This window comes from Nonomuraea sp. K271, assembly GCF_009908215.1.
GTDB lineage: Bacteria > Actinomycetota > Actinomycetes > Streptosporangiales > Streptosporangiaceae > Nonomuraea > Nonomuraea longispora.
In genome coordinates, this window is the sequence record NZ_JAAAHR010000016.1 from 26468 (window position 1) to 43608 (window position 17141).

The window sequence follows — 17141 nt, forward strand, 5'->3', positions numbered from 1 at the left end:
ACGGCAGGTGCTTCGTCCGCGCGCCCGGCATGGGACGGGGAAAGACGAAGGGCCGGCGCCGCCCGGCGCCGGCCCTTCGTCGTGAGGTTCAGGCCAGGTCGGGTCCTGGTGTGTCGACTCCGGCGTGGTCGCGGGCCGACGAGGTGCCGAACGTGTCGCGCAGTTGCATCTCCTGTTCGATCACTCCGGCGAGCCGTCGTACGCCTTCGCGGATGCGGTCGGGCTCGGGGAAGCAGAACGACAGGCGCATGTGCCGAGATCCGCTGCCGTCGGAGAAGAAGCCGGTGCCCGGGACGAACGCGACCCGTTCGGCCACGGCCCGCGGCAGGATGGCCTTGGAGTCGAGCCCTTCGGGCAGGGTGGCCCAGACGAAGAACCCGCCGGCGGGGCGGGTCCAGGTGACCTCGGGCGGCATCAGGGCTTCCAGCGCGTCGAGGATGGCGTCGCGGCGCTCGCGGTAGAGCTCCTTGAACGTCTTGATCTGCTCGCGCCAGGGTTGCGTGGTGAGGTATTGGCCGACGGCCAGCTGGGTGAAGGACGAGTGCGACAGCACGGCCGACTCCATGGCGAGCACGAGCTTGTCGCGGATGGCGTGCGGGGCGAGCGCCCAGCCGACGCGGAAACCGGGGGCGAGCGTCTTGGAGAACGACCCCAGGTAGACCACGCCGTCGGGATTGTCGGCGCGCAGGGCGCGCATGGGCTCGCCGTCGAAGCCGAGCAGCCCGTACGGGTTGTCCTCGATGACGAGTACCCCGGCCCGCTGGCAGATGTCGAGCACCTGCTGGCGGCGGGCGATGTTGAGGGTGACGCCGGCGGGGTTCTGGAAGGTCGGGATCGTGTAGAGGAACTTGATGGGCGCGCCGGCGGTTTCGAGGGCGTAGATGGTCTGGGCCAGGGATTCGGGCACGATGCCCTGATCGTCCATGGCGATATGCACCACTTTTGCCTGGTAGGCGGCGAATGTCCCCAGAGCCCCCACGTACGAGGGACCCTCGGCGAGCACCACGTCGCCGGGATCGATGAAGATCCGGGTGATCAGGTCGAGGGCCTGCTGCGAACCGACGGTGACGACGACGTCGTCCGCCCCGGCGTGGATCCCCTCCAGCCGCATGACCTCGCAGATCTGCTCGCGCAGGTGCGGGTCACCCTGGCCGGAGCCGTACTGCAGCGCGACGGGGCCGCGCTTGGTGACCAGGTCGGAGACGAGCTCGCCGACCATGTCGAGGGGGAGCGCCGTGACGTACGGCATGCCGCCGGCGAGCGAGACCACCTCGGGTCTCGACGCGACGGCGAAGAGAGCTCGGATCTCGGAGGCGACCATCCCGGTAGCTCGTGCGGCGTACCGATCGACGTACGCGTCGATGCGCGACCCGTGGGTCGCGGGTGCCTGACCGTGATCCCGCTCTGCTGTCACGGCCCACCTCCTAGGTGTCATATCGGACTGAAATACCAGATTACGCTAGACGGACATGTCGCCCGTGACGGGGCTGACCGTCGTGGTGTCGGCTGGTGGCATCTTCACTGGGCTACGATGCCACCTGTGGACGCGGTTTTCGCGCGCTTTTCCGGGTCAACGATAGGGGCGGTAGTTGTCGCGCCGGCTGGTCAACATAACCCTGGACAATCTTGACGATCTGCCGCGCCGCTGCCGGCGGTGTGTGTTCTGGGAGCTCGATCCCGTCAGCGGCGAGCGCGCGGTGGAGTCGGGCGACTCCGGGCTGGAGAAGGAGGCCTGGATCTCCGGCACGCTCCTGGAGTGGGGGAGCTGCGGGAAGATCCTCTACGTCGACGGGGTGCCCGCGGGCTTCGTGCTCTACAGCCCGCCGCTCTACAGTCCGCGTTCGCTCGCCTTCCCCACCTCGCCCGTCAGCGCGGACGCGGTGCTGCTGATGACGGCCCATATCATTCCCGAGTTCTCGGGCGGCGGGCTGGGCCGGATGCTGATCCAGGGCGTCGCCAAAGACCTCACCCGGCGTGGGGTGAAAGCCATAGAAGCTTTTGGGGACCTCAAGTGGGAAGAGCCGAGTTGCATAGTTCCCGCGGAATATCTGCTTTCTGTTGGTTTTAAGACAGTTCGTCCGCATTTGAGATTTCCGCGGCTCAGACTGGAACTCAAGACCGCTGTTTCGTGGCGCGAGGACGTCGAGGTGGCTCTGGAACGGCTCCTGGGATCCATGAGCCCGGAACGCGCCCTACGTCCCGTCTGATGGCATCTCAGCCCTGCACGCGCCCATGCAGAAGCCCCCGCCACGATGGACGGGGGCTCTGCCGGGCGAAGCGCGCCACAAAGGGCGAACCATCCGTGGCGCTAGATGATGCCCTCGAGCTCGCGCAGCAGCATGGCCTTCGGCTTGGCGCCGATGATCTGCTTCACGACCTCTCCACCCTTGTAGACGTTCATGGTGGGAATCTGGAGTACGCCGTACTGGCGCGGAACCTCAGGATTCTCGTCGATGTTGAGCTTGACGACCTCCAGCTTGTCGCTGTGCTCGTTGGCGATCTCCTGGAGGATCGGCGAGACCTGGCGGCACGGGCCGCACCATTCGGCCCAGAAGTCGACCAGAACGGGCTTGTCGCTCTTGAGGACCTCGGTGTCGAAGTTGGCGTCGGTGACAGCCTTCACGGTGCGCTCCTTACTTCTCGATGGTGGCCAGCCAGCGCTCGGAGTCGAGCGAGGCCGCGCAGCCGGTGCCGGCCGCGGTGATGGCCTGGCGGTAGGTGTGGTCCACGACGTCTCCTGCGGCGAAGACGCCCTCGATGTTGGTGGCGGTGCTGGGGGAGGCCACCTTGATGTAGCCGTTCTCGTCGAGGTCGATCTGCCCCTTGATCAGCTCGGTGCGCGGGTCGTGGCCGATGGCCAGGAACAGCGCGTCGGTGGCCAGCTCGCACTCCTCGCCGGTCTTGAGGTTGCGCAGCTTGACCGCCTCGACCTTGGTGTCGCCGATCACGTCGACGACCTCGGAGTCCCAGACGAACCGGATCTTGTCGTTGCCGAAGGCGCGGTCCTGCATGATCTTGCTGGCCCGCAGCTGGTCACGCCGGTGCACCACCGTCACCATGCGGCCGAACCTGGTCAGAAACGTGGCCTCCTCCATCGCGGTGTCGCCGCCGCCGACCACCACGATGTCCTTGTTGCGGAAGAAGAAGCCGTCACAGGTGGCACACCAGGACACGCCGTGGCCGGACAGACGCTTCTCGTTGGCCAGGCCGAGCTCGCGGTAGCCGGACCCCATCGCCAGGATGACGGACTTGGCGTAGTAGGTGTCGGTGTGGGTCTTGACGACCTTGGGGTTGGCCCGCAGGTCGACCTCGACGACGTCGTCGGCGATGAGCTCGGCGCCGAACCGTTCGGCCTGCTTGCGCAGGTTGTCCATCAGGTCGGGGCCCATGATGCCGTCAGGGAACCCGGGGAAGTTCTCCACGTCGGTGGTGTTCATGAGCGCGCCGCCCGCTGTGACGGAGCCCTCGAAGATCAGCGGCTTGAGCTCGGCACGAGCGGAGTAGACGGCCGCGGTGTAGCCGGCTGGGCCGGATCCGATGATGATCACGTTACGCACGTCACTCAACGCTTCACGCCTGCCTTCCTCAGTCAGCTGATGCCATCGGCGTCAACAGATCCTAGGCCGCCCTGATTCCCTGCCCCGCCCGCCACACCCACCCGAAACGAAAGAGCCCGCCGAAGCGGGCTCTGACATGGGGTTTCGCCTACCAACGGCCCAGTGCGGGCTTACGCAGGTTCTTGCAGTTGAACGGGTCGACGATGTCGATGCGCAGCTTCTGGGCGGCCTTGTCCTTCCACGAGGCGATCACCAGAGCCTCCTGGCCGTTGTACTGTCCCTGGTCGACCGCGTACGTCGGCAGCTTCGAGCGATCCGCCACCCTGTTCACGCACTTGTCGACGCTCGCGGCGTCGGACGTGCCGCCACCGACGATGGGCGCGGGGCCGAAGACGCCTTCGAGCGGCTGCCGAAGCTCCTGGTCGCTGTAGTTGTGCTGGCTGTCGGTCAGCGCGTACGACCTCGCCCGCGTCGGATTCCGCTCCACCGGCGTGGGCGTCGACACCGCCTTGGACTGCGCCACCGGTGGGGCGACGGTCTCGCCCTGACCGCCTCCGCCGCTCGCCAGCAGGCTGGTCGAGGCCATCGCCGTGCCGACCACGGCGGCCGCCGCCGCTGCCGCGACCGCGGGCAACGCCCAGCCGCGCCGTCGTGCGCGCGTGCGCCTGGCCGGGACGATGGTGCCGTCGTCGGCGACCACGCCGAGACGCACCGGCTCAGTGGCGTCCTGCCCGGGGGCGTCGGTCCGCGCCGGCTCGGCGACCTTGCCCGCGCCGAAGCGTGCGGGCTCCGGCACCTCGGCCGCGCGCTCCCACGGCGCGTCCCGCATGAGCTCGTCCCAGTCCGGGGTGTCGGCGAGGCCGACGCCTCCACCCTTGCGGGACTCCGCCTCGGCGGCCAGAGCCTTGTCGATGCGCAGTGCGACACCCATCGGCATGGCCGGTGTGGGGGTCGCCGCGAGCACCTCGCGAACCGTCGCCAGGTCTGCCAGTAGCTCCCCGCAGGGGTCGCAGACCGCGAGATGCCCGCGGACCTGGCGTGCCGTGTCGACGTCCAGGAGACCCTCGGCCAACTCGGCCAGGATGTCCAGATCGTAGTGCGTATCACCCGTCACGAAGTTCTGCTCCCTTCGCGGATGAGACGCGATTAAGGTCCGTTCGGTTCCGCAGATGCGAAAGAATCGGGGCAAGTTTCGCGCGTCCTCTGGCACATCGGCTCTTCACCGTGCCGCTCGGAACCTGGAGCACGTGAGCTGCGTCTTCGACCGAATACCCCATCATGTCGACGAGGACGAGGGCCGCCCGCTGATCGCTGGGCAGGAGTTTGAGCGCGGCCGACACCTCCATGGAGACCTCACGCTCCACGGTCTGGTCGGGCAGGGGGGTCTCGCGTTCGGCGGCCTCGATCAGCTCGTCGTCCGCGACGGGCCGGACGGACTTGCGGCGCATGCGGTCGAGACAGGCGTTGACCACGATGCGGTGCAGCCAGGTGGTGACGGCCGCCTCACCGCGAAACGTGGCAGCCTTGCGGTACGCGGAGACGAAGGCGTCCTGCACGGCGTCGGCGGCCTCGTCGGGGTCACCGAGCGTACGCAGGGCGACCGCCCACATGCGGTCGCGGTGCCTTTTGACGATTTCGCTGAAGGCGTGGGTATCCCCGTTGATATGGGCAGTCAGCAGCTCGGCGTCTGTGACCGCCGGCCGCTCCGCTGCTGAGGGTGTCTCGGGTGGGGAGTTCACAAGAGAGTTTCCTGATTATGCCGATCCGGGAGAGTGCACCACTACGTCATAGATGGTGCCATGAAACTTGCCCGCATCTGTCGGAACGCGCGTGAACCAGATCAAAACGTACTGACCGCTTGCTGGTTCTTCGGGGGTCAAAGTGGTCTTACCTGCTGCGTCCTTCTTCGTGGCCACCGTCTTCAGGGCGTCGAGATCGGCTGAGTCGCCCACCTTGAGTTCGACGGTCGCGCCCGGCGCGTCGCCCAGCGTAGCCACCACGTCGCTGATCCGCATGGACTTGCCCATGTCGAGCAGCAGGCCGACGCCGTCCTTCAGCCGACCGAGATCGGCGCTGCTGTAGGACTCGGTCTTCCACAGCGTGCTCGGCTTGCCGTCGATGGCCAGCTTCGCGATGTCGGACTTCTCGTCATCGTCGCCGAGCGGGTCGAAGCCCTTGGCGCTGTCGGGCTTGACGGCCTCGACCTGCGCGGACGCCGACGCCGACGCGCTGGGAACGGTCTGCTGGGCCTCAGGGTCGGTGGGGCTGCCCAGGCTCCTGCCGATCGTCCACGCGCCCACACCGACGGCGGCGATGACGAGCAGCACCACCAACGCCATCAGCACCCGGTTGACCATGCTGCCCTCGCCCTTGGGCACGCGGTGCGGCGGGAGCTGCGGCGGCGGGACGGACAACTTCTGCCGGTGGGCGATGTCGAGGCCCTCGGTGTGGGACGCGGAGGCCACCGCCGGGGTCGAAGGGTAGGAGATCGGGATCGGCATCGGCCTGGCGACGTCGGCCAGCGCCGCGGCCACCTCGTCCGGGGTGGCCAGCGCGCCGTGGCCCTTGCGCGACTCGGGCAGGCACGCCCGCACGGTCACCGCGTCGAGATAGCCGGGCACGCCCGCGGTGACCTGCCGCGGCGTGCAGAAATGGCCATCGGTCATCGGCGCCGCGGGCAGCCCGCCCTCTTCCTCGTCGCCTGGCCAGTGTCCGGTCAGCCCCGCGTAGAGCAGCCGGCCCAGGCCCTCGGCGTCGTCGAGCGCCGGCTGGTCGGTGGTGAGGCCGTACATGGCCGCGTCGACGGCCACGCCGAGCACCTTGACCGTGTTGCCGGTCGTCCACACCAGGTGGGACGGGCGCAGGCACAGGTGGTAGAGCTGCGCCTCGTGGGCGTGCGCGAGCGCCTCGGCGGCCTCGGCCACCAGCCCGGCCGCGCGCTCCGGATCCAGCGGGCCCGAGGCCAGCAGGTCGGTCAGGCTCTCGCCGGTGACCCACTCGCTCACGACGTAGGAGGCCTTTTCGTCCTCCGCCGCGTCGAACACCTGGGTCAGGCGCGGGTCGGTCAGCCGACTGGCCGACCGGGCGGCCGTGACGACCTCGTGGACCCGGGGAAAACCGGGGCTGAAGGTGTGGACCGCCACCGGCCTGGCGAGGATCTCGTCGATGGCCTTCCACAGGGTGGCGCCGTCGGACTCGCTGACGCGGTCTTCCAGGCGGAAGCGCTCGGCGAGGCGGGTGCCGGGTTCGACCGCCGACGTGCTCACTGGCTCACTCCGCTGCGCCGATCGGGCGTGCTCATGACTCGACTCACCTGCGTGGTCGTGTACCACGAAGGCACGCTATGCCGGGTGGATCCGCCCACGCCCCTCCTGCTCTCATTCGCGCGTGTCGGGCTCCATGGTAGTGCCGAGTAGATTCCGCCCGCGTTCTTTACCGACCTACCCGCCCCGCGACCATCCCAACGATGGAGTTGACCTCCGGGATGCGCATTCTGTGCGCAACGCCGAGATAGAGGAGCAACCCGAGACCGCCTCCGACTGCCAGAACGATCAGCGAATTGACGAACCCTAGCCCGTCGAAGACCCCCGTGACCACCCATACTGCCCCGAGGGCCAGTACAGCGGTGGGCAGCGCCGCGAGGTACATCCTGGTCAGCGCCATGCCGATGCTCCATCCGCCCAGCCCCTGCACCCGCCGGCCGGCCAGCCACCAGGCCGTAAGGGCGCCCAGCGCGTACGCGACCGCGTACGCGAGAGCCAGCCCCATTACGGCATAACGCGCCGGCAGCAGCGTGAAGAACAGCCACATGAGCAGGGCGTTGACCGCGGTCGTGCCCGCGCCGACGAACACCGGCGTGCGGGTGTCGCCGAAGCTGTAGAAGACGCGCAGCAGCAGCTGGAAGAGCGCGAACGGCACGAGCGCCAGCCCGTAGACCTGCAGCACGTTGCCGATGTAGACGGCGTCGGCGACGCTGTTGGCGCCGTGGCCGTAGATCGGCACGGTGATGGCCGGGCCGAGCACCATGAGCAGCAGCGACACGGGCACCATCAGCGAGCAGACGAGGCGGACGCTCGACCCGAACTCGGAGCGTACGTCGTCGAACCGCCCGTCACTGACGGCCCTGCTCATCCGCGGCAGCATGGCCGTGATCACCGAGACGCCGATGACGCCGTAGGGCAGCTGGAAGAGCTGGAACGCCAGGGTGTACGGGCTGATGCCGTGTCCCTCCACCACGGAGCCCGCGGCGCTGGCCAGGTTGGTGGTCAGCACGAAGCCGAGCTGGGTGACGACGGTGTAACCGATCGTCCAGACGCCGGCCTTGGCCATCTCGCCCAGCCGGGCGTTACGCAGGTCGAGGCGGGGCTTGAAGGAGAACCCGGCGCGCTTGAGCGCCACGATCAGCACGGACGCCTGGGCCACGATGCCGGCGGTGGTGCCGAGGCCCAGCAGGACGAGATCACCGTCGGTGACCTTGGCGATGTCGCCGCCTGCGGTGCTGACCAGGGCGAAGAGAAGGAACGCGCAGATGACGACGAGGTTGTTGAGTACGGGCGCCCACATGGGGGCGGCGAAGCGGTCGCGGGTGTTGAGGATGGCGCCCGCCACCGCGCCCGTGCCGAAGAAGGCCAACTGCGGCAGGATGAACCGGGCCAGCATGACCGCGACCTCGAACTCCCTGCTGTCCCGGTCCCACACCGTGTAGAGGTCGATGAGCAGCGGCGCGGCGAAAGCGGCGGCGACCGCGATGACGGCCAGCGCCAGCGTGGCGAGCGTCAGCAGCCGCTGCTCGTAGGCCCGCCCGCCGTCGGCGTCGCGCTGCTGCGCCCGTACGATCATCGGCACCACGACGCTGCTCAGCACACCCAGCAGCAGCAGGTCGAGGATGCTGTACGGGATCGCGTAGGCCGCGTTGTAGGCGTCGCCGAGCAGAGCCGTGCCGATGGCGTACGCCAGCACCATGGTCCTGACGAAACCCGTCACCCTGGACACCATCGTGCCCGCCGCCATGATGGCGCTGGCCTTCAGCATGCGGCTCATGCAGTGCTCACCTCCCGGTTCTTGGCGGCCCGGGCGAGCTTGCGTTCTGACCGTCGGCGCAGCACCCGCGTCACCACGGCGGCGAGCATAACGGTGAGAGCGGCTCCGACGATCACCGAGGCGATGCCGGTGTAGCCGGTGGTGCGGATGGTCAGCCGCACCGGCTCGCCGTACGCCTTGCCGTCGACGGTCCTGAGCTGCACGGTGACCGTGGCGTCGCCGTTGCCGGTGGCGTTCATCGGCACCGGGACCGTGCCGCTCTGCCCGACGCCGATGGTCAGCCGCTCGTTCTGGTCTTTGACCTGCAACAGCTTGCGGTTGTTGGACTGGACGTCGACGTAGAGGGAGATCTGGGCGCCCGTCGAGTTCTTCACGCTGATGGGCACCACGCCGTCGCTGCCGGCCAGCGATTTGCGTGGCCGGTCGGAGCCGGCTCCGGTGATCGTGACCTTGCCCAGGCGGTCATCGACCGCCGCGCTCACCTGCTTGGTCAGCGCGCGGCCCGTCCGCGAGCTGGAGCGCCAGGCCGAGGAGGACAGCCTGAGCACGGCCGCGTCGAAGCTGGACCGTGTCTTCGTCGTGGTGATCTCGGCGGTCAGCTGCGCCTTCTCCCAGGTCTCCTTGACCCGCTTGAGGTATTTGCCGCTCAACTCGTCCTTGCGGTCGGCGTCGGTGTAGGTCAGCCCGGCGCGCGGCACCGAAGCCTTGCTCGGCTTGATCGACTCAAGCGTGGTCATCTGCAGCCACGGCAGGCGGCCCGCGGCCTTGAGCAGGGCGGAGACGAGGGCCGGGTTGGGGTCCCAGCGCCTCGACGGGGCGATGACCAGCGACCTGGGCGAGGTCTGGCCCTGCTCGGCGGAGATCATCGCGGTCTCGGCGATGAAACGCTGCGTGCTGAGCAGGACGCTCGTGGCGCCCTTGGGCTCGAACAGGGCGCTCAGCTGGGGATCGGCGACGAGCGCGGTGACGGGGCCGTTGACCGAGTCGAGGGTCGAGGCGGCGTCGGGCGTGAACGTGACGGGCGGCTGCGGGGGCAGGTTGCCGGGGTCGAGCAGCACCCGGTCGACCTTGGCGTCGGAGACCGAGAGCAGGTCGAGCGCGTCCGGGTCGAGCCGGCCGGAGGGCGGCCAGTTGACATTGGTCTTCACCTCGCGGCCCAGCAGTTCCCCGGCCTTCTGCCCGGCCAGCTGGATGGCCCTGTTGGGCTGGACGTCGAGGCCGCGGTGGGCCATCCCGGTCACGTCGGGATCGGCGTAGGGGACCGCCACCACGGGAGAGGAGGCCAGCGAGGTGCGCATGCTCGTCAGCCACGCGCCGGCCGCGGCGCTGGCCGGCTGGCTCTCTTCGCCGTCCTTCGTCTTGACCGTGTAGCCGCTCTTCATCACGTCGAGGTCGTCGAGCAGCCCGGGCTCGAAGAACCAGGTCACAGTCTTGGGCGCGACCTGCGCGACGCGGGCCAGGTCGGCCAGGCGGCCCCGGCCGGCGACCGACTGGCTCAACTTGTCGTCCACGAACATGGACCCGTCGGTCGCCCGGTGCGGCTGGTCGATGATCGGCAGGGCGACGGCCAGCTTGTTGCGCGGCGGCTTGGGGACGGTGGGAGGCGCGTAGGTGAGGAACGTGCGCTGCGCGAAGATCGGCACGCCGTACTGGGCCACGTCGATGGCGATCGGATAGACCCCGAACGAACGGTAGCCGAGCTGCACCGGCGTCGCGGTGAACTCCCAGCGGGTCTCCTCGCCGGCGGCGAGCGGCGGGATGTCCATCGCCGAGGAGGACGAGACGTTGCCCGGGAGCGTCGTGGTGTTCTGGTCGGCCGCGTAGACCTCCATGGACGCCCGGTCGATGATCCTCTGTGGCGTGTAGCGCAGGCGTACGCGCATGGCCGGTTTGGGAGCGCCCGTGTCGTTGCGGACCGTGCCGGCGAACTTGATCTCGTCGCTTGGGGAAGTGGGCACGTCGGGGGTGATCGACGCGATCGACACGGTGACGGTCTGCCTGCTCGCGCTGGTGGCAGCCGTGCCCGGCGTCGCCGCCACCATGAGGGCGAGCAACGCGGCGGAGAGCACGGCGAGCAGCGTGGCCTTACGGATCACGCGCATGCCCGAGCTGGAGTACGACGACGCACGCCCGCAATGGTACGGGTTCAGTGCCGTCGCGCGACCGCCCCACGTGCTCCCCTCAGGCGTGTGCCCCGTAGGTCGGCGAGCTTTCCCGGCAGAAGTTCCAGCAGGTCGCGGGCACGTAAGGAGAGGGCGGTGTGGCGTTCGCCGATGGGCATGAACACCGGTCCTTCGTCCACGCGCAGCCGGTCGTCGATGAACACGGGCAGCGGCTGCGGCAGCAGCAGCGGGCACACCAGCCCGTCGGCGTAGTCGGTGGCCGCGTTGACCACGTGGGAGGGGGCGTGGCGCACCTGGCGCGCGCCGAGCAGGGCGCCGACGGCTCCGGGCCTGGGCGGCAGGGCGACGGGGGAGGTCACCGCGACGACGACCTCGCGGCCGACCCTGGTGGCCACTTCGAGCACGGTGACCATCAGGCACCTCTCGGGCGCCGCGGAGACCATGTCCGGCAGTTCCCGCGCGGACGTCATGGGACGCGGAAGGCGTACGATCTCATGATGGACCTGGTGTGCGAGGAGCCGGCGGTGGATCGCGAGGGCATCCTTCATATAGTCCTCCTTACCTCGTTCCATGGCCCCCGACGGTCCTTTGACCGAAGGTAACCCGGACCTGGTGTGGCTCGGGGGATATGTTCCGGAAGGACCCACTGCGTTTGTCCGACTCAACTCTGACCGAAAGCCAGCGGCAGGCCATGCACGACCTGTTCCGCAAGATCGCGCCGGCGGCCGACGAGCTCGGCCGCCTGTTCGCCGCGCACGGCCACGAGCTCGCCCTGGTCGGCGGGCCCGTGCGTGACCTCCTCCTCGGCCGCATCGGCAACGACCTCGACCTGACCACCGACGCCCGCCCCGAGCGGGTGCTGGAGATCGTCAAGGACTGGGCCGACTCCGTGTGGACGATCGGCATCGACTTCGGCACCGTCGGCCTGCGCAAAGGCGGCTCGCTCATCGAGGTCACGACCTACCGCAGCGAGTCGTACGACCCGAAGTCGCGCAAACCCGACGTCATGTACGGCGAGACGCTGGAGGCCGACCTGGAGCGGCGCGACTTCGCGGTCAACGCGATGGCGGTGCGGCTGCCGGGGCACGAGTTCATCGACCCCTACGGCGGGCTGCGCGACCTGCGGGCCGGGCTGCTGCGCACACCGGGGTCGCCCGAACGTTCCTTCGGCGACGATCCGCTGCGCATGTTGCGGGCGGCCAGGTTCGCCTCGCAACTCGGGTTCACGGTCGACGACGACGCCCTGGCGGCGATGTCCGCGATGGCCGAGCGCATCCAGATCGTCTCGGCCGAGCGCATCCGTGACGAGCTCGACAAGCTCGTCTGCGGCGCCCACCCGCGCGAGGGGCTGCGGCTGCTGGTGCAGACGGGGCTGGCGGCGTACGTGCTGCCCGAGCTGCCCAAGCTGCGCCTCGAGATCGACGAGCACCACCGGCACAAGGACGTCTACGAGCACACGTTGACGGTGCTCGACCAGGCCATCGCGCAGGAGGAGGACGGCAAGCCCGACAAGATCCTGCGCTGGACGGCGCTCATGCACGACGTCGGCAAGCCGAAGACGCGCCGCCACGAGCCGGGCGGCCGGGTGTCGTTCCACCACCACGAGGTGGTCGGCGCCCAGATGACCAAGAAGCGCATGACCGAGCTGAAGTTCCCCAAGGACGTCGTGTCCGACGTCTCCCGGCTGGTCGAGCTGCACCTGCGCTTCCACGGCTACGGCACGGGGGAGTGGACCGACAGCGCCGTGCGTCGCTACGTGCGCGACGCCGGCCATCTGCTCGACCGGCTGCACAAGCTGACCAGGGCCGACTGCACGACCCGCAACAAGCGCAAGGCCGCGGCGCTGGCGCGGACCTACGACCACCTGGAGGAGCGCATCGCCAGGCTGGCCGAGGAGGAGGAGCTGGCCAAGATCCGCCCCGAGCTCGACGGCAACGAGATCCAGCGGGTGCTCGGGGTCGGGCCTGGGCCGGTCGTGGGGCGGGCGTACAAGTTCCTGCTCGAGCTCAGGCTCGACAAGGGCATGATCGGCAAGGAGGCGGCCACGGAGGCGCTGCTGGAGTGGGCCAGGTCAGACGACCTCGGCGCGTGACGCGGTGGTGATCATCCGGTAGACGAGGGCCGCCGCCGGATAGCCGACCGAGATGATCACGACGGCGGCGTACGACTTGCCGTCGGCCGGCAGGATCACCGCCGACACGGCGGCGGCGAGCACGTACATGCCGTTGAAGAGCATGTCGTAGATGGAGAACGCGCGGCCCCTGTAGATGTCCTCGACGTCGCGCTGGACCGTCGTGTCGGCGCAGATCTTGACGCTCTGCCCGGCCACGCCCAGCACGAACCCGGCCACCGGCAGCCCCCACTCCTGGAAGGGCAGCACGAGCGCCGCCGTCAGCACGCCCGCTCCCGCCATCGCGATCTGCACCCACCGCTCGATCCCGAACCACTCGGTCGTGTACGGGGTGATGACCACGGCGAGGGCCGTGCCGATGCCGGCGCCGACCACGACGAGGCCGACCCCGCGCAGCGCGGTCTCGGCGTCGCCGTCGGCGAAGTAGTAGCGGTAGAGGATGATGCCGAGCGCGGTGGACATGCCGAACAGGAACCGGTGCGTGGCCATCGCGCCCATCGTCGCGGCGGCCACCCGGTGGTGCACCAGGTGCCTGGCGCCGTCGATGAGACCGGTGACAACGTTGCGCAGGGCCTGGCGGGCCTGCGGCAGGTCGGGGTCGGACCACGGGCCGAGCAACCGGCGGTCCATGGTCCGCGCCACGAGCGCGCTCAGCGTGAACACCACGCCGGACGTCGCAAGCAGCAGCGCCACGCCGAAGTCGCCGCCGCCGAAGATCTCCCGCAACAGGAACCCAAGACCGGCGCCGATGAACGTGGCCACCGTCCCTGAGGTGGGGGTGACGGCGTTGGCCGCGATCAGCCGCTCGGGTGGGACGACGTGCGGCAGCGAGGCGCCGAGCGCGGCCAGGAAGAACCGGTTGACGCCGAGGACCAGCAGCGCCGCGCCGTAGAACAGCGGGTCGGGCACGTCGGCGACGACCAGCCCGGCCGCCACGAGCAGCAGCACACCGCGTATGAAGGGCGCGACCACCAGGATCTGCCGCCGCGACCAGCGGTCGATGAACACGCCGACGAATGGCCCGAGCACGCTGTACGGCAGCAGCAGCACGGCCAGCCCCACCGCCACCTCGAGCGCGGTCGTCTGGTTCTCGGGGCTGAAGAAGGCGAAACCTGTCACGCCGAACTGGAAGATCCCGTCGGAGAACTGGGAGACCAGACGGGTCCCGAACAGGCGCCGGAAATCTCTGCCCCGCAGGACCACGCGGAGATCGGCGACGAATGACACGCCGTCAGCCTAGCCCCGGACTCGTCGTGCGGGACGCGCGGATGCCGGTCCAGCAGGTGAACCCGGCTTCCCCACAGCACACATGATCACGTACGCTTCGAAGCGTGACGACTGACGAACTCGTTGTGCTGGTCGATCGCAGTGGCCATCCGCTCGGCACCGCGCCGAAGATGTCGGTGCACTGCCACGACACCCCCCTTCACCTGGCCTTCTCCAGCTATGTCTTCGACCGGGACGGCCGCGTACTGCTCACCAGGAGGGCCGACCACAAGCTCACCTGGCCCGGCGTCTGGACCAACAGCTGCTGCGGCCACCCGCTGCCGGGTGAGTCGCTCGACCGCGCGGTCATGCGCCGGCTCTCCTACGAGCTGGGGCTGAAGGCCGAGCGCGCCGACCTGATGCTGCCCGCCTTCGCCTACCGCGCCGTCATGTCCAACGGCATCGTCGAGCACGAGCTCTGCCCGGTCTTCCGGGTCACGGTCGACGCGCCCGCCGTGCCCAACCCCGACGAGGTGGGGGAGACCTCGTGGATGCCGTGGAAGGAGTTCGCCGAGGGCGTGCTCAACGGCCTGCTGGCGATCTCGCCGTGGTGCAGGGAGCAGGTGCCGCAGCTGGCGAGGCTCGGCTCCGACCCGCTCACCTGGCGGTCGGCCCCGGCCGACGAGCTGCCTCCGGCCGCCCGTCTGTGAGCGAAGCCCAGGGCGCCGCACCTGTGCGGCGCCCTGGGGATGGTGCGGAGGTCAGCGTTCGACTTCGCCGCGGATGAACTTCTCGACGTATTCGCGGGCCTGGTCGTCGGAGTACTGCTCGGGCGGGGACTTCATGAAGTAGGAGGAGGCCGACAGGATGGGCCCGGCGATGCCGCGGTCGAGGGCGATCTTGGCGGCGCGGACGGCGTCGATGATGATGCCGGCGGAGTTGGGTGAGTCCCACACCTCGAGCTTGTATTCCAGGTTGAGCGGGGTGTCGCCGAAGGAGCGGCCTTCGAGGCGGACGTAGGCCCATTTGCGGTCGTCGAGCCAGGGCACATGGTCGGAGGGGCCGATGTGCACGTCGCTCTTGCCCATCTCGCGGGGGATCTGGGAGGTGACCGACTGGGTCTTGGAGATCTTCTTGGACTGCAGGCGCTTGCGCTCCAGCATGTTCATGAAGTCCATGTTGCCGCCGAAGTTGAGCTGGTAGGTGCGTAGCAGCTCGACGCCGCGGTCTTCGAAGAGCTTGGCCATGACGCGGTGGGTGATGGTGGCGCCGACCTGGGATTTGATGTCGTCGCCGACGATGGGCACGCCGGCGTCGGTGAACTTGGCCGCCCAGACGGGGTCGGAGGCGATGAAGACGGGCAGCGCGTTGACGAAGGCGACGCCCGCGTCGATGGCGCACTGGGCGTAGAAGCGGTCGGCGTCCTCGGAGCCGACGGGCAGGTAGGAGACCAGGACGTCGGCCTGGTTGTCGCGCAGCACCTGGACCACGTCGACGGGCGTCTCGTCGGATTCGTCGATGATGTCCTGGTAGAACTCGCCGAGTCCGTCGAAGGTGGGCCCGCGTTGCACGGTCACGCCGGTGGGCGGCACATCGGTGATCTTGATGGTGTTGTTCTCGCTGGCGACGATGGCCTCGGACAGGTCACGGCCGACCTTTTTGGCGTCAACGTCGAAGGCCGCGACGAACTCGACGTCGCCGACGTGGTAATCGCCGAACTTCACGTGCATCAGGCCCGGGACCCGTGTGTCCGGGTCGGCGTCCTTGTAATAGTGAACACCCTGGACCAGCGACGACGCGCAGTTGCCGACACCGACAATGGCCACGCGAACCGAACCCATCGCACTCGCTCCCTTACTCATCAGTTGACGTGGTGTCTCTGCCGGGCTCTTCCGAGGCCCGGCGCTCCGTTGCGATCAGCTCGTTGAGCCAGCGCACCTCGCGCTCGACCGACTCGAGCCCGTGACGCTGCAGCTCGAGCGTGTAGCTGTCGAGACGTTCCCTGGTGCGCGCCAGCGCCGTGCGCACCGCGTCGAGCCGCTCTTCCAGCCGGCTGCGGCGGCCTTCGAGAATGCGCAGCCGCACCTCGGCCTCGGTGTGCCGGAAAAACGCGAAATGCACGCCGAAGCTTTCGTCCTCCCATGCGGAAGGACCGGCCTGCGTGAGCAGGTCCTGCAGGCGTTCCTTGCCTTCGGCGGTCAGCTTGTAAACGATCTTCGACCGGCCGCCGACGATCGTGGCGGGAGCGGGCTGCTCCTCCGCGATGAGGCCCCGAGCGAGAAGTGATCGCAGACAGGGGTAAAGCGATCCGTAGGAGAACGCACGGAACATCCCCAGCAGGGCGTTGAGACGTTTGCGCAGCTCATAGCCGTGCAGCGGCGTTTCGTGCAGCGACCCGAGCACGGCCAGCTCCAAGACCCTGCCCTGCCCGCTGGCCATGGGAACCGCCCCCTCTCGCGTCGATGTATCGAGCCGATACATCCCGATGATACGTCGTGGCGCTATATCGCTGCAATCTATGATTCCGCGGAGTCGTTGGGATGGACACTCAAAACGCCGTAGTCTGACGCTCATGTGGTCACAGCGAAGGGTGGTGGATTACGGTCTCGCGAAGAGAGCGGCAGTCCGCTCCCTGCATTCCGGGCGAGCCTCGCGCGGTGACGTCTGTGACGCACAGCCCTACCTCCTTCGCGCGGCCCGCCACTTCGGCGAGCCGACCGAACGTCTCTGCCCGGTCTGCGAAAGGGAGAACGTCACCAATGTGACTTATGTCTACGGTGAGTGCCTTGGGCGCCATGCCGGCCAGGCAAAAGTCACATCAGAGCTCATCACCATGGCTCATGATTACGATGAGTTCCGGGCGTACGTTGTCGAGGTCTGCCAAGGTTGTTCCTGGAACCACTTGACGGTTTCGTACGTACTCGGGAACGGACCGCCTGACCTCGTCGGCCAAGCGTGAAGACCGAGGGCGGCGAGGAGCCTCACGCCCAACCGCCGTTTCAGTTCCGACGACGTTGCGAGGACGTGTGAGTAACAGCATGAATGAGGGATCGGCGCGCCAAGGCAGGCGCCGTCGCTCCAGCT

16 protein-coding genes are annotated in these 17141 nt (G+C 68.6%); 4 read left to right on the top strand and 12 right to left on the bottom strand.

Features of this window, described 5'->3' with window-relative positions; all coding sequences use genetic code 11:
- Window positions 1–88: 88 nt before the first annotated feature.
- Entirely contained in the window at window positions 89–1321 is a 1233-nt protein-coding gene (locus GUY59_RS08020) for an aminotransferase-like domain-containing protein (protein WP_171055312.1), read from the bottom strand.
- Window positions 1322–1589: 268 nt separating this feature from the next.
- Between GUY59_RS08020 and GUY59_RS08025 the strand changes: the two genes are divergently transcribed.
- Complete coding sequence (locus GUY59_RS08025; RefSeq protein WP_138199406.1) at window positions 1590–2207, top strand: GNAT family N-acetyltransferase; 618 nt, start codon at window positions 1590–1592, stop codon at window positions 2205–2207.
- 101 nt (window positions 2208–2308) lie between these two features.
- On the opposite strand, the gene trxA is transcribed toward GUY59_RS08025, so the two are convergent.
- The 8 genes from trxA to GUY59_RS08065 form a co-directional block, all read right to left on the bottom strand.
- Complete coding sequence (gene trxA / locus GUY59_RS08030; RefSeq protein ID WP_132329530.1) at window positions 2309–2623, bottom strand: thioredoxin; 315 nt, start codon at window positions 2621–2623, stop codon at window positions 2309–2311.
- A gap of 10 nt (window positions 2624–2633) precedes the next feature.
- Window positions 2634–3566, bottom strand: a complete 933-nt coding sequence (gene trxB / locus GUY59_RS08035; RefSeq protein ID WP_138199405.1) for a thioredoxin-disulfide reductase — start codon at window positions 3564–3566, stop codon at window positions 2634–2636.
- Between the two features lie 139 nt (window positions 3567–3705).
- The gene (locus tag GUY59_RS08040) at window positions 3706–4671 is read right to left on the bottom strand and encodes a hypothetical protein (RefSeq protein ID WP_138199404.1); all 966 of its coding nucleotides are present in this window, start codon (window positions 4669–4671) and stop codon (window positions 3706–3708) included.
- Window positions 4661–5296, bottom strand: a complete 636-nt coding sequence (gene sigM / locus GUY59_RS08045; RefSeq protein WP_132329539.1) for an RNA polymerase sigma factor SigM — start codon at window positions 5294–5296, stop codon at window positions 4661–4663. The genes GUY59_RS08040 and sigM overlap by 11 nt, the downstream gene beginning before the upstream one ends.
- A 15-nt stretch (window positions 5297–5311) precedes the next feature.
- Window positions 5312–6823: a protein kinase family protein gene (locus tag GUY59_RS08050; RefSeq protein ID WP_138199403.1), complete on the bottom strand. Its 1512-nt coding sequence runs from the start codon at window positions 6821–6823 to the stop codon at window positions 5312–5314.
- Between the two features lie 166 nt (window positions 6824–6989).
- Complete coding sequence (murJ, locus tag GUY59_RS08055; protein ID WP_236666945.1) at window positions 6990–8597, bottom strand: murein biosynthesis integral membrane protein MurJ; 1608 nt, start codon at window positions 8595–8597, stop codon at window positions 6990–6992.
- Window positions 8594–10699, bottom strand: coding sequence for a DUF6049 family protein (locus tag GUY59_RS08060; RefSeq protein WP_138199402.1), 2106 nt, complete (start codon window positions 10697–10699; stop codon window positions 8594–8596). The genes murJ and GUY59_RS08060 overlap by 4 nt, the downstream gene beginning before the upstream one ends.
- A 44-nt stretch (window positions 10700–10743) precedes the next feature.
- Window positions 10744–11268 carry an aminoacyl-tRNA deacylase gene (locus tag GUY59_RS08065; RefSeq protein ID WP_138199401.1) on the bottom strand — a complete coding sequence of 175 codons (525 nt, stop codon included), beginning with the start codon at window positions 11266–11268 and terminating at the stop codon, window positions 10744–10746.
- A gap of 80 nt (window positions 11269–11348) precedes the next feature.
- On the opposite strand from GUY59_RS08065, the gene GUY59_RS08070 reads away from it, so the two are divergent.
- Window positions 11349–12812, top strand: a complete 1464-nt coding sequence (locus tag GUY59_RS08070) for a CCA tRNA nucleotidyltransferase (protein WP_138199400.1) — start codon at window positions 11349–11351, stop codon at window positions 12810–12812.
- Here the strand turns inward: GUY59_RS08070 and GUY59_RS08075 are convergent.
- Complete coding sequence (locus GUY59_RS08075) at window positions 12792–14078, bottom strand: MFS transporter (protein ID WP_138199399.1); 1287 nt, start codon at window positions 14076–14078, stop codon at window positions 12792–12794. The two genes, GUY59_RS08070 and GUY59_RS08075, sit on opposite strands and share 21 nt — an antisense overlap.
- 104 nt (window positions 14079–14182) lie before the next feature.
- Between GUY59_RS08075 and idi the strand changes: the two genes are divergently transcribed.
- The gene (idi, locus tag GUY59_RS08080; protein WP_138199398.1) at window positions 14183–14767 is read left to right on the top strand and encodes an isopentenyl-diphosphate Delta-isomerase; all 585 of its coding nucleotides are present in this window, start codon (window positions 14183–14185) and stop codon (window positions 14765–14767) included.
- A gap of 51 nt (window positions 14768–14818) precedes the next feature.
- Here the strand turns inward: idi and GUY59_RS08085 are convergent, their stop codons facing one another.
- Entirely contained in the window at window positions 14819–15898 is a 1080-nt protein-coding gene (locus GUY59_RS08085) for an inositol-3-phosphate synthase (RefSeq protein WP_132329560.1), read from the bottom strand.
- Window positions 15899–15911: 13 nt separating this feature from the next.
- Entirely contained in the window at window positions 15912–16496 is a 585-nt protein-coding gene (locus GUY59_RS08090; RefSeq protein ID WP_138199397.1) for a PadR family transcriptional regulator, read from the bottom strand.
- Window positions 16497–16629: 133 nt separating this feature from the next.
- On the opposite strand from GUY59_RS08090, the gene GUY59_RS08095 reads away from it, so the two are divergent.
- Complete coding sequence (locus tag GUY59_RS08095; protein ID WP_138199396.1) at window positions 16630–17016, top strand: DUF5318 family protein; 387 nt, start codon at window positions 16630–16632, stop codon at window positions 17014–17016.
- Window positions 17017–17141: the final 125 nt, after the last annotated feature.

Excerpts from the sequence above, each read along its gene's own strand:
- GUY59_RS08020 (WP_171055312.1), bottom strand. The coding sequence starts at position 1,321 with ATGGTCGCCTCCGAGATCCGAGCTCTCTTCGCCGTCGCGTCGAGACCC.
- murJ (WP_236666945.1), bottom strand. The coding sequence starts at position 8,597 with ATGAGCCGCATGCTGAAGGCCAGCGCCATCATGGCGGCGGGCACGATG.
- GUY59_RS08060 (WP_138199402.1), bottom strand. The coding sequence starts at position 10,699 with ATGCGCGTGATCCGTAAGGCCACGCTGCTCGCCGTGCTCTCCGCCGCG.
- GUY59_RS08065 (WP_138199401.1), bottom strand. The coding sequence starts at position 11,268 with ATGAAGGATGCCCTCGCGATCCACCGCCGGCTCCTCGCACACCAGGTC.
- GUY59_RS08070 (WP_138199400.1), top strand. The coding sequence starts at position 11,349 with ATGTTCCGGAAGGACCCACTGCGTTTGTCCGACTCAACTCTGACCGAA.
- GUY59_RS08085 (WP_132329560.1), bottom strand. The coding sequence starts at position 15,898 with ATGGGTTCGGTTCGCGTGGCCATTGTCGGTGTCGGCAACTGCGCGTCG.
- GUY59_RS08090 (WP_138199397.1), bottom strand. The coding sequence starts at position 16,496 with ATGGCCAGCGGGCAGGGCAGGGTCTTGGAGCTGGCCGTGCTCGGGTCG.
- GUY59_RS08095 (WP_138199396.1), top strand. The coding sequence starts at position 16,630 with ATGTGGTCACAGCGAAGGGTGGTGGATTACGGTCTCGCGAAGAGAGCG.